The sequence below is a fragment of the Acetatifactor sp. genome (genome assembly GCF_982438285.1).
The window spans coordinates 1-14643 of sequence record NZ_CEWDFQ010000039.1; the positions used below are offsets into that span (position 1 = coordinate 1).

At 47.7% G+C, this 14643-nt stretch carries 12 protein-coding genes; 9 read left to right on the forward strand and 3 right to left on the reverse strand.

What is annotated here, in order from left to right; translation table 11 throughout:
* The 7 genes from AC1WIP_RS03390 to AC1WIP_RS03420 all read left to right on the forward strand — a co-directional run.
* A partial coding sequence (locus AC1WIP_RS03390) for a DNA cytosine methyltransferase (protein ID WP_481140486.1) occupies nt 1–969 on the forward strand: 969 nt, incomplete at its 5' end.
* 21 nt (nt 970–990) lie between these two features.
* On the forward strand, nt 991–3759 hold the full coding sequence (locus tag AC1WIP_RS03395; RefSeq protein WP_481140487.1) for an McrB family protein: 2769 nt from the start codon (nt 991–993) through the stop codon (nt 3757–3759).
* A gap of 24 nt (nt 3760–3783) precedes the next feature.
* Entirely contained in the window at nt 3784–5265 is a 1482-nt protein-coding gene (locus tag AC1WIP_RS03400; RefSeq protein WP_481140488.1) for a 5-methylcytosine restriction system specificity protein McrC, read from the forward strand.
* Nucleotides 5266–5303: 38 nt separating this feature from the next.
* Entirely contained in the window at nt 5304–6140 is an 837-nt protein-coding gene (locus AC1WIP_RS03405; protein WP_481140497.1) for a TrmH family RNA methyltransferase, read from the forward strand.
* Between the two features lie 74 nt (nt 6141–6214).
* Complete coding sequence (locus AC1WIP_RS03410; protein ID WP_481140489.1) at nt 6215–6625, forward strand: helix-turn-helix transcriptional regulator; 411 nt, start codon at nt 6215–6217, stop codon at nt 6623–6625.
* Nucleotides 6622–7224: an ATP-dependent Clp protease proteolytic subunit gene (locus tag AC1WIP_RS03415; protein ID WP_481140490.1), complete on the forward strand. Its 603-nt coding sequence runs from the start codon at nt 6622–6624 to the stop codon at nt 7222–7224. Before AC1WIP_RS03410 ends, AC1WIP_RS03415 begins: the two co-directional genes overlap by 4 nt.
* 226 nt (nt 7225–7450) lie before the next feature.
* Nucleotides 7451–9532 carry a sodium-translocating pyrophosphatase gene (locus AC1WIP_RS03420; RefSeq protein ID WP_481140491.1) on the forward strand — a complete coding sequence of 694 codons (2082 nt, stop codon included), beginning with the start codon at nt 7451–7453 and terminating at the stop codon, nt 9530–9532.
* A 123-nt stretch (nt 9533–9655) separates the two neighbouring features.
* Here the strand turns inward: AC1WIP_RS03420 and AC1WIP_RS03425 are convergent, their stop codons facing one another.
* A complete protein-coding gene (locus AC1WIP_RS03425) occupies nt 9656–11005 on the reverse strand; it encodes a hemolysin family protein (protein WP_481140492.1) in 1350 nt (449 codons plus the stop codon).
* A 351-nt stretch (nt 11006–11356) separates the two neighbouring features.
* Here AC1WIP_RS03425 and AC1WIP_RS03430 point away from each other — a divergent pair, with 351 nt between their 5' ends.
* Both AC1WIP_RS03430 and AC1WIP_RS03435 read left to right on the forward strand, forming a co-directional pair.
* A complete protein-coding gene (locus AC1WIP_RS03430) occupies nt 11357–12055 on the forward strand; it encodes a GNAT family N-acetyltransferase (RefSeq protein ID WP_481140493.1) in 699 nt (232 codons plus the stop codon).
* A gap of 60 nt (nt 12056–12115) precedes the next feature.
* Nucleotides 12116–13099: an AraC family transcriptional regulator gene (locus AC1WIP_RS03435; RefSeq protein WP_481140494.1), complete on the forward strand. Its 984-nt coding sequence runs from the start codon at nt 12116–12118 to the stop codon at nt 13097–13099.
* A gap of 97 nt (nt 13100–13196) precedes the next feature.
* On the opposite strand, the gene AC1WIP_RS03440 is transcribed toward AC1WIP_RS03435, so the two are convergent.
* Together AC1WIP_RS03440 and AC1WIP_RS03445 are read right to left on the reverse strand one after the other, a co-directional pair.
* Complete coding sequence (locus tag AC1WIP_RS03440; protein WP_481140495.1) at nt 13197–13676, reverse strand: DUF1697 domain-containing protein; 480 nt, start codon at nt 13674–13676, stop codon at nt 13197–13199.
* A gap of 19 nt (nt 13677–13695) precedes the next feature.
* A partial coding sequence (locus AC1WIP_RS03445) for a sensor histidine kinase (protein WP_481140496.1) occupies nt 13696–14643 on the reverse strand: 948 nt, incomplete at its 5' end.

Here is a 14643-nt window from a genome sequence, read left to right on the forward strand (position 1 = left end):
CTGGATTATTTCGTGAAGCAGGCAGACGGGATTGACATTATAATCGGCGGGCCTCCTTGCCAGGCATACTCCGTTGCGGGCCGGGTAAAGGATGAAAACGGCATGCGGAACGATTATCGAAACTATTTGTTTGAGCATTATCTCAGCGTGGTCAGCCGTTATCGTCCAAAGGCCTTTATATTTGAGAATGTGCCGGGTATGTTAAGCGCAATTCCCGACGGCACGCCTATAACGGAATTGATCAGAAAAGGATTTGAGGGTATCGGCTATGAAATTGTGGATGATCTGAGAACCTATGCGAAGATTGACGCCAGCGATTACGGCGTTCCACAGCACAGAGAGCGGTTAATTTTACTGGGAATAGACCGCAGGCTTGTCAAAGAGCCACAGAAGCTTTTACATGATTTTTATACAAGCGTTCTGCCCCAATATAAGACGGAGCAAAAAAAGACAGTGGAGGAAGCCATTGGGGACCTGCCGCCGGCTTATCCTGTCATTGAGGGAAGCAAGCCCGGAAAACGGATCACCTTTACAAAACCGGAATGTGATACTACATGGCATGTTGCCCGCAGACACAGCCTGCGGGATATCGAAATATACAGGATGTTGGCCCAGGATATCGAATCGGGACAGAAAAAATACACCAACAGCAAGGCCCTGAGCGAATTGTATGAGGAGCGTGTGGGGGCAAAATCTCCTATACACAGATATCATGTTCTGCGAAGGGATGAGCCCAGCACCACAATTATCTCTCATCTTGACCGTGACGGGAACCGATTCATTCATTATGATCCCAGACAGAGCCGCTGCATAACCCCCAGGGAGGCGGCAAGGCTGCAGTCCTTTGATGATGATTTTGATTTTGTTGGAACCCAGACGGATACCTATATTATGATAGGCAATGCGGTGCCCCCTGCACTGGCCAGATGTATCGGCCTTGCGGCAGCGGAGGTGCTGGATAGACTTTGATGGAGAAAAAACGGGAGAAGCATGACAAAGGTCAGGACACGAGCCATGACAAAGGCTACAAAAGAACTTGTCTGCCAGCTGTGTGAAGTGGTAGACAACAGTAAATATCTGCTGTTGTCCGGCCCTATGGCTGTGGGGAAAACCTATATTGCCCAGGCTGTGGCCGCCCAGTGCGGGCTGCCCAGGTACAATGCCCAGGGGTTTTGGGGAAACAGTGGGGAAAGCTACGAAATCCTCACAGAGCTGGTTCCCATCCACCCCTCCTTTTCCTATGAGGATTTTGTGAGGGGAATTTCCATGTGTGCCCAGGGAGGTTCTTTTGCGTGGGAGAGCCAGGACAAGGTATTTTTACAGGTGCTGAAAAAGGCAAAGAAAAGCTGGAGCGCAAAAGAAAATAAAAAATATTTCCTGATTCTGGATGATATCGGAAGGGGGAGCATCACGGGAATACTGGGAGATGTTCTTTCCCGAATGGAACCAGGCAGAGGGGAAGAAAAGAGCTGTGAAGGAGAAAGAAATCTGCCTCCCAATCTTTACCTGATTGCAACCTACAGTACTGCCATAGACAGTGTGGAACCCTTTGATTACAGTCTTTTCAGGCACTTTTACAGTTATACCCTTGAAAATGACTATCGCTTTCTGGAGGATGGCGCAACGGAGATTTTTCCGGAATACGATACTTCACCGAATGCCATGTTTTACAGAACCAGACGGGTGGTGGAGGAAAACCTGCGCCATAGATACCAGCTGACTTGGCAGGAGCGGGAAAGATATCTTTTGGGGCATGGTATGTTTCAAGCGCCTGTGGCTTTGGTTATGCGGTATCAGGTGATACCAATGTTGAAGCAATATGTGAAGGATGGGGTGGTGGATGCCACCGCCGTAATTGAAATAGATGCACTGGAAAGGCTTGTGACAGGGGCATACAGCAAGGAGCCTGTTCTTGCGGGGATGGACAGGATTACGGGATACAGAAATGATGTCACTGCCGATGTTTATTACAGGGAAGCGCTGACCCACCGTCCCATTGTAAATCTCATTGCCCGGATCAAAACACAGGGATTGCTTACGGATACGGAAATAGCCGACACCATGCTGTTTCATCCCGGCGTATTGGTTCGAAAAAGCGGGAAGCTGGACGGGATAGTCCGCTATTTTCCCGTACCGGCCTATCTTTATGTGAAAAGAGCCGACAGGGATTTATATACCTATGGGACCACGGTCACAGCATCCGGCGCGCCCAAAAGGCCGAGATTTTTCTATTCTGCCCAGAAGGACGATGTGCTGACCATTGACGGGATAGATTATGCGGCGGCTGCCGAGATGCAGCCCAAGGAATATACCAGATGGGACGAGTCTCTCAATTCCGATGCCTATGAAAATGAAAGAGGCTCCTCCTCTCCCAATTCCATTATGTTTCGCATTCTGCGAAGCTATTATAATGGGCTTATCAAAAACTGTGACGGATATCTGCTGGATTATCCGGAGGACGACAACATAAGGCTGCTTGGAGCCTTTGCAAGAGAGGAGTTTGAACGATTTACCCAAATCGTCAGGCAGATCGGTTCGGGCTCGGATGAGGCAGAGGTAAATCTGGAGAGAAACAGAGTGTTCAGAGAGGCCATTTCCAAGCTGACGCTGCTTTGGAAGGATAAGGGAGACCTCATAGAGTGGAAGGGCCAATCTATTAAGGTGGAAGGAGTATATAAAGTGGACAGGGTTGAGAAGTACGGCGAGTATGCAAGGGCAATGGAGCTGCTTGGGATACATCAGATGATACTGCAGGGGCCTCCGGGAACCTCAAAAACCTATTCGGCAAGAGAATATTTGAAATTTGTGGGCAAAGGCGAGAGGAACGAGGAGCTTCTTTCGGATGAGGAGTTGGACAGCTTTCAGATTCAAAGCTATCAGGAGGAGGATGCCATAGCAGAGTGGGAGGAGACTCATCCGGGACAGACTCCTGCCATAGCCTGGGATATTGTTCAGTTTCATCCTTCCTATGGCTATGAGGATTTTGTTCGGGGAATTGAGGTCAGCACTGTAAAAGACAGCTCCGGGGCCGGGTCTGCCATATCCTACGATACGGTCAATAAAGTGCTGGGCAGCATGGCCAGGCTGGCGGCCAGCCCCAAGTATCAGACCACAAAATTTTTTCTTGTGATTGATGAAATCAACCGGGCCAATCTGGCAACGGTATTCGGCGAATTGATTTATGGTCTGGAATACAGGGGGAAGGGTGTGGCTACGCCTTATACGGTAGACAATTCCAATAAGGTGCTTCTGCCGGATAATTTATATATTCTGGGAACCATGAACACAGCCGACAAGTCTATTGGCGGAATTGATTATGCCATCAGAAGGCGTTTTCTTTTCTTTTCCCTGCTTCCGGACGCCAATGCCATATTGAACTTCAAGCTGTCCAAAGGGGCTGATGAGGAGGAAGAAAATGAACAGAGAGCTGTGAACCGCCAGGCCCTGCGCCTGTTTGAAGAGGTGGAAAAGCTGTTTCATGCAGGTAATCTGAATCCGGAGTATTATAAGGATGACGTGCAGATTGGGCATACTTATTTTATGGTGTCCACAAAAGAGCAGCTTTATCTGCGGTTCAAATACCAAATTCTGCCGATTCTGAGGGAATATTTTAAGGACGGTATGTTTCAGTTTGAGACGGGGGATGCGTCAGAGGACGGCTGGTCCGGCTTGCTTGGCTGTATTACCGGCGAAATCAATGTAAATTACGAGGAGCATAGGGTGAGGGAAATTTTTGAAAAGCTGATAGAGGAGCCTTAAAGGAGCGGTATGGGAGTGCATCAAATGGGTTGGGAAGGTTGCTGGAAGGAAGGGGCAAAGCATCAGATTATTTTTTGTGCCCGGGACAATAGTCCATTGGATAAGCTGCAGGAAAAAGTGGATGTGGACAGCATACAGTTTGCAGGAAACGATGAGTGCGTCAATCTTGGAATAAGGCGTGTGAATGGGAGAATCTACGCCGGCAATTATGTGGGGCTTTGCAGATTAAAGGCGGTGGACGGGAAGCGGATTCTGTCCCGGGATGGAAGAGAAGTAATCCTGAAAATAGAGCCAAGATTTCAGCTTTCCGTTGTTGAAATGCTCCATGCACTTCGCCAGGACGATGAGTTTGAGCGCTATCTGGCTCCTCAGACCATCAGGATTAATGCGCAGGACCGGGAGCTTGAGGACTTAAAGGACAATGAGCTGTTTCATTTTTTTGACTGTGAGGACCCAATTTACATAGAGGACAATACAGCCTTGCAAAGCAGTATTATCACAGCAGCAGTGTTTTTATCACTGCTGAAAAATCTTTGTACAAGGCCGTTAATGGGAAAGATGATCACCAGGGAAGAAAATCTGGTGGGAAAGCTCAAGGGAAATATTCTGTTTAAGAAGAACATCAGACTGAACACACTGCGGGGGCGGGATGACAGGATTTACTGCCGGTATCTGCAATATTCCGAGGACATTCTTGAAAACAGAGTGCTGAAGGCGGCGCTGCAAAAGGCAGTCTTATTTTTGAACAAGTACTTGGGCCAGACCAGCGCAAATAAAAATTCCTTCAGGGATATGATTGCATATTGCCAGAACGCGTTGTCCCATGTGAGCTATACCAGGATTACCAGACAAGACCTGGGAAAGATAAAAACCACGGGCTGTTATGTATATTATAAACCGGTGATAAACGCGGCTAAGATGGTGTTAAATGAGATTACGCTGGAGGCCAATGGGGAATCTGCTTTTACAAGCTATGTGGTGCCCTATGCCGTTTCCATGAACAAGCTGTTTGAGATGTATGTGCGGTCATACCTGAAACGTGCCGGAGTGGAAACCTATACCTCCCAGTCAGATCAGATGCGTATTTTAAAATATGACTATAAGTCAAAGGTGCTCGCCCAGGGAGGCGGCGCGTATTCCAGCTATATTGGCGGCACGGTAAAACCGGATATTATACTGTACCATCCCAAAACCGGGAAGTATCTTGTGTTTGATGTAAAATATAAAAGCTTATCCGGCGGAAAGTCGGCGCGGGGAGACAGACTGCAGGTTTTGGCCTACGCTCTTTTATATGACTGTGAAAATGTGGGGATCATATTTCCTTCCCTTTCCGGTGAGGAAAGCAGGTACTATGAGAAAAACCCGATTGAAAGCGCCGAGAGGCGGAAACGATATTACACGCAGCTGGAAATCGCCATAGACACAGAATGGAGCTGTGAAGTGGCATCTGTGGAAAGCGGCGCCAAAATCAGTCTGCTGCAGTATTTGAAGGGGCTGATGGAGTAAATTTTCAGATGCAAAGGAGTTTTTTGACCATGAAGCCCATGCCTCATATTATTGAAATCACTGACTTTGAAGATCCGCAGCTGGATATTTATGCCAGACTTACGGAAAACCAGCTTTTAAACTGCCGGGATGGGGGCGGGGGCATCTTTATTGCAGAAAGCCCCAGAGTGATTGCACGTGCGCTGGATGCGGGCTGTGTTCCCATATCCTTTCTGGCGGAGAAAAAGCATGTGGAGGGACAGGCCGGGGAGCTGATCGCATGGTGTGGGGAAATCCCTGTTTATACGGCAGAATTTCAGGTGCTCACAAGGCTGACGGGGTTCCAGCTGACCAGGGGCATGCTGTGCGCCATGTATCGTCCCCCGCTTCCCTCTGTCAGGGAGGTCTGTGCCCATGCAAAAAGGGTGGCTGTACTGGAGGAGGTGGAGAATCCCACCAATGTGGGGGCTATTTTCCGGTCTGCCGCAGCTCTGAATATGGATGCGGTTCTGCTGACTCCGGGCTGCAGCAATCCCTTGTATCGGAGAGCGATCCGGGTGAGCATGGGAACCGTTTTTCAGGTACCCTGGACGTTTCTTGGAGACGGGGAACCGGAGGAAGAGGCATGGCCCAAACAAGGAATCCGTCTTTTGCGGGAGCTGGGCTTTCGAACCGCAGCCATGGCGCTGAGCAAGGATGCCCTGAAAATGGACGATCCCAGGCTTAAGGAGGAAAAGCGGCTGGCGGTTGTGCTGGGAACAGAGGGGGATGGGCTTGCGCCGCAGACGGTGGCGGCCTGCGACTATGTTGTGCGTATTCCCATGGCTCATGGTGTGGATTCCTTGAATGTGGCGGCGGCAAGCGCAGTGGCCTTTTGGGAAATCACAAAGGGGTGACAAGTGGTCAATTTTTATGCAGACAGCTGCCGTTTTTGAATGTTATGCTAAATAAAAACGGAGGAAATGTCTGAATGAAGGATATGAATCTGCAAAAGAAGGCTGATATGATAGAGAAGGCCAAGGCTTATATTGAAAAAAACCTGGATCAGGAACTGACTCTTGAAGGAGTTGCAAGAGAGCTTCATTATTCAAAAGGCTATCTTGCGAGAGCGTTTGCCAGGGGCACAGGGTGTACTGTATACAAATATATACAGGGGAGGCGTCTGGACAAGGCCGCAGAACAACTGGCGGAGACCCAAAAAACCATTGCACAGATTGCGCAGGAGGCAAATTATGGTTCTCAGCAGGCATTTGACCATGCCTTTCGCCTGCGGTATCATTGCACCCCTCAGGACTATAGAAAAGCAATTTTGCTTTTGGCGGAATCCTCTGCCGGGAAGGGACATACCCTTCATTTTTCTCTGAGGAGGATGGCTGCATGAATCAGATACCTTATGTCATAGAGCAGACTGCAAAGGGAGAGAGAAGCTATGATCTATTTTCCCGGCTTCTGGCGGATAGAATCATTTTTCTGGGAGAAGAAGTAAATGATGGAACAGCAGCTCTTGTGGTGGCGCAGCTTTTGTTTTTGGAGGCGGAGGATCCGGATAAGGATATCCGGCTGTACATTAACAGCCCGGGAGGCTCTGTAAGCGCAGGCTTTGCCATCTACGATACCATGCGGTATGTAAGATGTGATGTTTCTACTATTTGTGTAGGATTGGCTGCCAGCTTCGGAGCTTTTTTGTTAGCCGGAGGCGCCAGGGGGAAACGTATGGCGCTGCAAAATGCGGAGATTATGATACATCAGCCTGCGGTACACGGGAAGGGGATACAGGGGCAGGCCTCGGATATCAAGATAATGTCTGACCACATTCAAAGGAATAAGCAAAGGCTTAACAGGATTCTTTCAGAAAATACTGGAAAGTCTCTGGAGGAAATAGAAAAAGATACCGAGCGGGATTACTATATGAGCGCTGAGGAGGCGCTTGCTTATGGACTAATTGATAAAATTGTAAGCGCTCCCGCGTCCGGAGAATAGCATAATAGGAATTGCCTTGCAAAAAGCGGATGAAGATATGCCGCTTTTTGTATTTTTTTGACAAAATATCTCATTGACCAGAAAACAAATTTGTTTTATAATTACTAGCAAATCGGTTTTTTAGCTGCTTTTTTTGGACAATATGGCCAGAAACAAAAGCGGCTTGAACGATTGGCAGAATGATTGGTTTTCTGCTTGAGCAGGCGGAAAACAGAAAGGAGAACGTATGGATTTGCAGCTCATTTATGTCATCTCATTTTTTTCCGTGGTAATTGCATTTGCCTTTGCAGTTTACCTGTATCTTTGGGTGAAGCGGCAGCCCACAGAAAATGGAAAAATTATTGAGGTATCAGAATTGATTCACGCAGGGGCCAATACCTTTATGCGCAAGGAGTACGGTGTGCTTGCCAAATTTGCAGGTGTTGCGGCTGTGATTATTCTGATTTTGCTGCCGAGTCCCATATGGGAGGGGAATATAGGGGATAATATAGCCATGGCGATTTCTTACCTGGCGGGAACCGCGCTGTCGGCTCTGGCGGGAAAAATCGGTATCCTGGTTGCCACTCTGGCAAACTCCAGAGCGGCGGAAGGCGCGCAGAAGGGAATCAAGCCCGCCTTTTTGATCGGATTCAGAGGCGGAGCTGTCATGGGCCTTGCGGTGGTAGGCTTCAGCCTGCTGGGTGTTATGGCGGTTTTGATGATTACGGCGGACGCCTCCATCTTGCTGGGCTTTTCCTTTGGAGCAAGCTCTCTTGCGCTTTTTGCCAAGGCAGGGGGCGGAATTTTTACAAAGACAGCGGACGTGTCCGCAGACCTGACAGGAAAGGTGGAGCTGGGAATACCGGAGGATGATCCCAGAAACCCTGCTGTAATCGCTGACAATGTAGGTGATAACGTAGGCGACGTTGCCGGAATGGGAGCAGATTTGTTCGATTCCAATGTGGCGGCCATGGCATCGGCTCTGGTAATGTCCCAGGCGCTGGACGGAGGAAGCGGCGTAAATACGGCTATGGTGTTCTGCTATGCGGCCCTTGGCCTGATTTCTTCCATTATCGGCATCGCCTGTGCGAGAGTGGGTAAGGAGGGGAATCCCACCAAGGCGTTAAACTCTTCTACATACACCACAACGGCAGTGTTTATGATTCTGACAGCTGCAGCTACCTTCCTCTTTGAAGGCTTTCAGTGGAGAATCTGGGGGGCTTCCGCAGTGGGACTGATCGTGGGCGTAATCATCGGCATCACCACAGACTACTTTACCGATGACAGCAAGCCTATCGTGCGCAAGGTAGCCCACGCATCCCAGTCAGGCTCCGCGTTTACGATTCTATCTGGTATTTCCTACGGATTCATTTCCTCGCTGCCTGCTATGGTGGGAATCGCGATCTCTGCGCTTACAGCCTACAAGCTGTGCGAGCCGTTGGGAGAGGGATATGCGCTGTTTGGAATTGCCATGGCGGCAGTGGGTATGCTTTCCATTGTGGGCATGATCATCAGCAATGACGCATACGGTCCCATCGTTGACAATGCGAGAGGCCTGGCGGAAATGGGCGGCCTTGGTGAGGAAACCATACGGGCGGCAGATGAGCTTGACAGCGCAGGCAACACCGTAAAGGCTGTAACCAAAGGCTTTGCCATCGGTGCGGCAGGTCTTACGGTCATTTCCCTTCTGGGCGCGTATATGTCGGAGGTAAACGAATCCCTCGCAGCCCTGGGGAAGGAGTTGATCACAGGCTTTGACATCATGAACCCCACGGTATTTTTCGGCACATTGGTAGGAGCGGCTATCCCCGCAGTGTTCTCGGCAATGCTGATGCTTGGCGTTGACAAAAACGCACAGAGAATGGTGGCGGAAATCCACAGGCAGTTTAGGGAGATCGCAGGCTTGAAGGAAGGAAAGCCGGGCGTGAAGGCGGACTATGACAAATGTATCAATATTGCCACACAGGGAGCGTTAAAGGAACTGATTCCCGCAGGCGGCATGGCGATTGTTGCCACCATAGTGGTAGGCTTTATCGGCGGCCCCCAGGCCATCGGCGGCTTCCTGTTAGGAAATATTGTGAGCGGACTTCTGCTTGCGCTTTTCATGTCAAATGCCGGCGGATTGTGGGATAATGCAAAGAAGTACATTGAAGCAGGAAATGAAGGCGGAAAGGGCTCAGAGGCCCATAAGGCAGCCGTTACAGGCGACACTGTGGGAGATCCCTTTAAGGATACTGCAGGCCCTTCCATTAACACACAGATTACAGTGGTTTCCCTGGTGGCGTCTTTGATGTCCTCACTGTTTGCGGCTTTGTCGTTCTTTGGGTGAGATGCCGGGCATAGCCCCTTAACTGATAAAAATACAGCGCACCTGCAAGGTGCGCTGTATTTTTGCCTGGGTGCTCCTTGGAGCAGGCCTTTTCTTTATAAGCTTTTTCAAACATTGAAATACCTAGGATGCGCTTTTTTCCTCATCCTCAGGAGCCGGAGCGGGATCCTTTAAGCAGACAATGGCTGTTTCCACCTGGTGATCCTGTATGTCGGTGACCTTGATCATAAGCTCCGGTGTCTCCACCTCCACAACACTTCCATCCTGGGGAACAGTCCCCAGAGCGCCGAACACCAGACCGTTAAAGGTATCACAGTCCTCATAGGTGAGAGGAACGCCCAGAGCCTTGGACACATCATCCAGAGAGGCGCTGCCGTGAATTTTCCAGGTTTTGGAATCAATAGGCTCAATGGGGAGAGGTTCATCCTCTACGGTTTCATCGTCGTTAAATTCTCCCACCAGCTGCTCCAGAAGATCGTTCATAGTGATAATACCGCTCATGCCGCCGTATTCGTCTAAAACCACGGCAAGATTATTGCGGGTGTGCTTCATATTGCGGAAAAGCACATCGGCCTTTACGTTTTCAGGAACGAAATAAGCGGGCTTCACTGCATTTTTCATAATGGACTCCCGGCTCTTGTCCTCCAGACGGAAGTAGTCCTTAGCATTTAAAATGCCCACAATGTTGTCTGCGGACTCATCACAGATGGGGTAGAGTGTGTGTCTGCTGTTGTAAATGGTGTTTTTCCAGTCCTCTGTGGACTCCTCCAGCCAAAGAAGGGTGATTTCCGTTCTGTGGGTGGCAATCTCTCCAGCAGTCAGATCATCAAATTCGAAAACGTTCTGTATAAATTCCTTTTCCTGGTGGTCAATAGCGCCCTTTTCACTGCCGGCGTCCACCATCATTCGGATTTCCTCCTCGCTGACCTCATCATCCTCTGCGTTTGGATCAATCCCAAGAAGCCGCAGCACTGCGTTTGTGGACAGGGTGAGGAAAGCAACAATGGGGGTGCAGAGCTTTGCAATGGTGCTGAGCAGGGTGGCCATGCCAAGAGCCAGAGCCTCTGCCTTGCGCATTGCCACACGCTTGGGAACCAGCTCACCGAAAATCAAGGTAAAGTAAGACAGGATGATCGTGATTACCACCATGGAAATGGTGTTCAGGGTTTTTGCCGGAATGGGCACACCCAGAGAGATCAGCCAGTCTGTCAGCATATCGGAGAAGTTTTCCGATGCAAAGGCACTGCCCAGAAAGCCGGACAGCGTGATAGCCACCTGAATGGTGGACAAAAAGCGTGAGGGCTGGCTGGTGAGCCTGGCAAGGCGTATGGCACGCTTATTGCCTTCTGCGGCCAGCTTGGCCAGCTTGCTGTCGTTCATGGAAATCACAGCGATCTCGGCGCTGGCAAAAACTGCGTTCAGTGCAATAAAAACGATCTGTAATAAAATCATTAAAAAAATGGAATCTTCCAAAGTAAATCCTCCTTAAGAATGCTATATAAAACGCTGTAAAACACAAAAAGACACAACCTGCTGCATACCGTATCATTCGCGTAAGCACAGGCTATGTCCTACTAAGCTCAATATATAGCAAACAGGATAATTATCTCCGGTGTTACTGTCTCCGTCGTCCATGGCGTATGTATGTTTCTCCTTTCCCATATGATAGATACGATTTTTATTCTATCGGAAAATGTGCAGTACGTCAATAAAAAGTTTATAAAATTTGCAAACAACATGGGGAAATCCTTATCTTGACATTTCGTGCAGCATTCTGCTAAATAAAAGGGAGGGGAATGGCTGAGTGTAGGTAAGCCGTTGTGGATGGCTGCAGGGGTTATAAAAAGGCAGAGACAAAATGAACGTTATAATCAGGAAGAATTGCGCAAGTACACAAAAGAATTCCTGAAGAAATATTATGAAGAAAATAAAGCGCCTGTGAAAGCAGGATTATACATTTCAATAGGAGGCACAAATATGTTATTAGCAGAACATAGATATACATTAAATGACAAAGAAATCATACTTCGCAGTGCAAGACTGGATGAAGCACAGATGCTGATTGATTATCTGAAAACTGTAACAGGTGAGACAAGATTTTTAATGTGTGAGCCGGACGAAATAGAATATACGCAATCACAAGAGGAACAGTTTATTAAGCTGCATAATGAGGCAAAAGATGCGATGCTGATATTGGCATTTGTGGATGGGGAATATGCAGGAAACTGTTCGTTTCAAAGCAAAGCTGGAAGTAGAAGAGCAGGTCACCGAGCTGGAATCGGAATAGCGCTTTATCAAAAATATACAGGTTTCGGTCTGGGGCGAATTATGCTGAATGTGCTTTTGCAAGAAATCAAGAATATTGGTTTTTCACAAGCTGAATTGACAGTAGTAAGCGACAATAAGAGAGCCTGTCATTTATATCAAAGCTTGGGATTTACGGAATGTGGACGAATTCCGAATGCCAACAGATACGATGATGGAACCTATTCGGATGATATTTTGATGGTTTTACAATTTTAGGAAGAAAAATCTTCATGAAAGCAGCATAACGCCAGGGTCAGTGCAGAAATGGAGTTGAACATGACGGAAGAACTATTGCGAGAGCTGAAAAAAATTACTCCGGAAGAACAGAAGATTCTTTCGGGGACACAGGAAATTGAAAAAAGTCTGTATATGTCGTCGGAAGCGGATGTGATTGACGCCAAAAAGCTTCTTGAGGCGGGAAAGATGATACAGGTGCGGACCCACACACGCTTTGTCCATTTTCCGAAGCATACACACAATTATATAGAAGTGATTTATATGTGCTCCGGCAGCACAAGGCATATTGTAAACGGAGAGGAAGTAGTTTTGAGACAGGGAGAGCTTTTGTTTCTAAACCAGAGAGTGACCCAGGAAATTTATCCGGCGGGGGAGAATGACATAGCGGTAAATTTTATAATCCTGCCTGAATTTTTTGATTATGGACTGAAAATGATGGAGACCGAGGAAAATCTGCTGCGGGACTTTATCATAGACTGTCTGCGGGGGGAAAATGGGACCAACGGTTATCTTCATTTTAAGGTGGCGGATATTCTCCCAGTCCAGAATCTTGTGGAAAATCTGATCTGGACCATTATGCACAGGCAGCCCAATAAGCGCAGCATCAACCAGGCCACCATGGGGCTTTTGTTCCTGCAGCTGATGAACTGCATGGATAAGCTGGAGACGGATGAGGGCAGCGGACGGCAGAAGCTGATTATCACGGTGTTAAGCTACATTGAATCCCATTATCGGGACGGAGAGCTCTCAGAGCTGGCAGAAAGTCTCCACTATGATGTGTACTGGCTGTCAAAGGAAATCAAAAAGCGTACCGGGAAAACCTATACGGAGCTTTTGCAGGCCAAGCGGCTTGGCCAGGCGGCGTATCTGCTGGGGACGACCTCTATGTCGGTTATGGAGGTGGCGCTGGCAGTGGGATATGACAATATCAGCTATTTTCACAGGATATTTCAAAAAAAATATGGCTGTACGCCCAGAGCCTACAGGCTTTCTGCGTCTCTTACCAGGCAGAAGGAGCACTGAGCGGATGGAATTTAAGACCTGGTTGGAAAAGAGTAATATTTCCGTGCAATAGAACAAACCGGAGAGAGCAAAACTGCTTCTCCGGTTTTTCGGACAGTCACATTCCAACGATTTTCCTGACGGTATTTGCCGTTCTTATTGTCAATTTGCTGCTGATATTTGCGCTTGCCGTTTTTGACCACCAGTTTGTCTTTTGATAATCTTTGCGGCTAAAAGACCAAAATATCACCTCTTTATAGTCCTGTATCTTTTCGAATTCTTCTTTCGGCGCTCCGATCTCATTAAACACGTCAGAAAAAGTAACCGGCGGGATAATAAAGATCAAATTATTATAGATTTCCTTGTTTTCAGTTCCCCACCAGTCAGGTGCGTTTTGTAAAATATCTTCAAGTTCTTCTTTCGATATGAAATAAACCGGAACGTCAAAACCAAATTGTTCTTTTATCATTGCTTCGATTCTGTTGGTTAAATCGACGGGACTATCCGCATCGTTTGAAAAAACCACATTGCCGCTGTTCAGATATGACTTGACTTCTGTAAATCTCAGTGTTCCAAAGCATTTTTTTAATTCTGCCATTGTTATTAGGTAATTATCTTTACTGCCTTAATTCATCGCTTTCCTTATTGTTGATTGGAAATGCCATAGTAACAGCAAATCCCCCTTGTTTTCCGTGATCAAAAGATACTGTTCCTTTGTGGGCGGAAACAATCTGTCCTACAATCAAAAGTCCTAAACCGTGCCGTGGCTCGGCAGTTCCATTGTCACTCATCATATAGTGGGGCGTAGTCCTGAGCTTTTCCAGCTTTTCATCCGTAACGCCTATGCCGTTATCTTCAATGATAATTTTGTATTCATCACTGCTTTTTTCAACCCATACCGAAATCGTGCAGCCGTCAGGATTGTGAGCTTGAGCATTTGTAATCAGATTTCCGATTGCCCGTTTCAGCAATTCCTTATCTCCCTTTATGACGCAGGCCGACAGTGCTTCGTCCGTGTTCCACTCTATGGGATATTTTTCTTCCATACCCAAATTGATAAAATCAACAACACTCTGTCTTGCAGCCGCTACGAGATTGACAGGCTTTGGATCCATTGGCTGCATATTATATTCTAGCTTGGACGCAAGGTTTAAGTCATTGATGAGATTCTTCATTTTTATACTTTGCTGACGGATAATCTGTGCTTTTTTTCTTTCGCTTTCCGGCAGGCTTTCGTTGTCCTCAATCTGTCCGGCATATCCCATGACCATAGAAAGAGGCGTGCGGATGTCGTGTGATACACCGGAAATCCAGTTTGCCCTTGCTGTCTCTTTTCTTTGCAGGTTTCGCTTCTGCCTTTGGAGAATATCAGATGTTTGATTGATTTTAGCGGCAAGGCCGGATAGAAGCCCTTTCTCCTTGACATAAACAGGCTCGCCCGAAGGCAGCGCCTGTATGCCGTTTGTAATCGGCTTGACGGATTTCAGCAGCTTGGAATTGGCAATCATATAGATCAGAAAAATCAAAAAAACATTCACACCTAACACAATAAGAACAGTATAGGG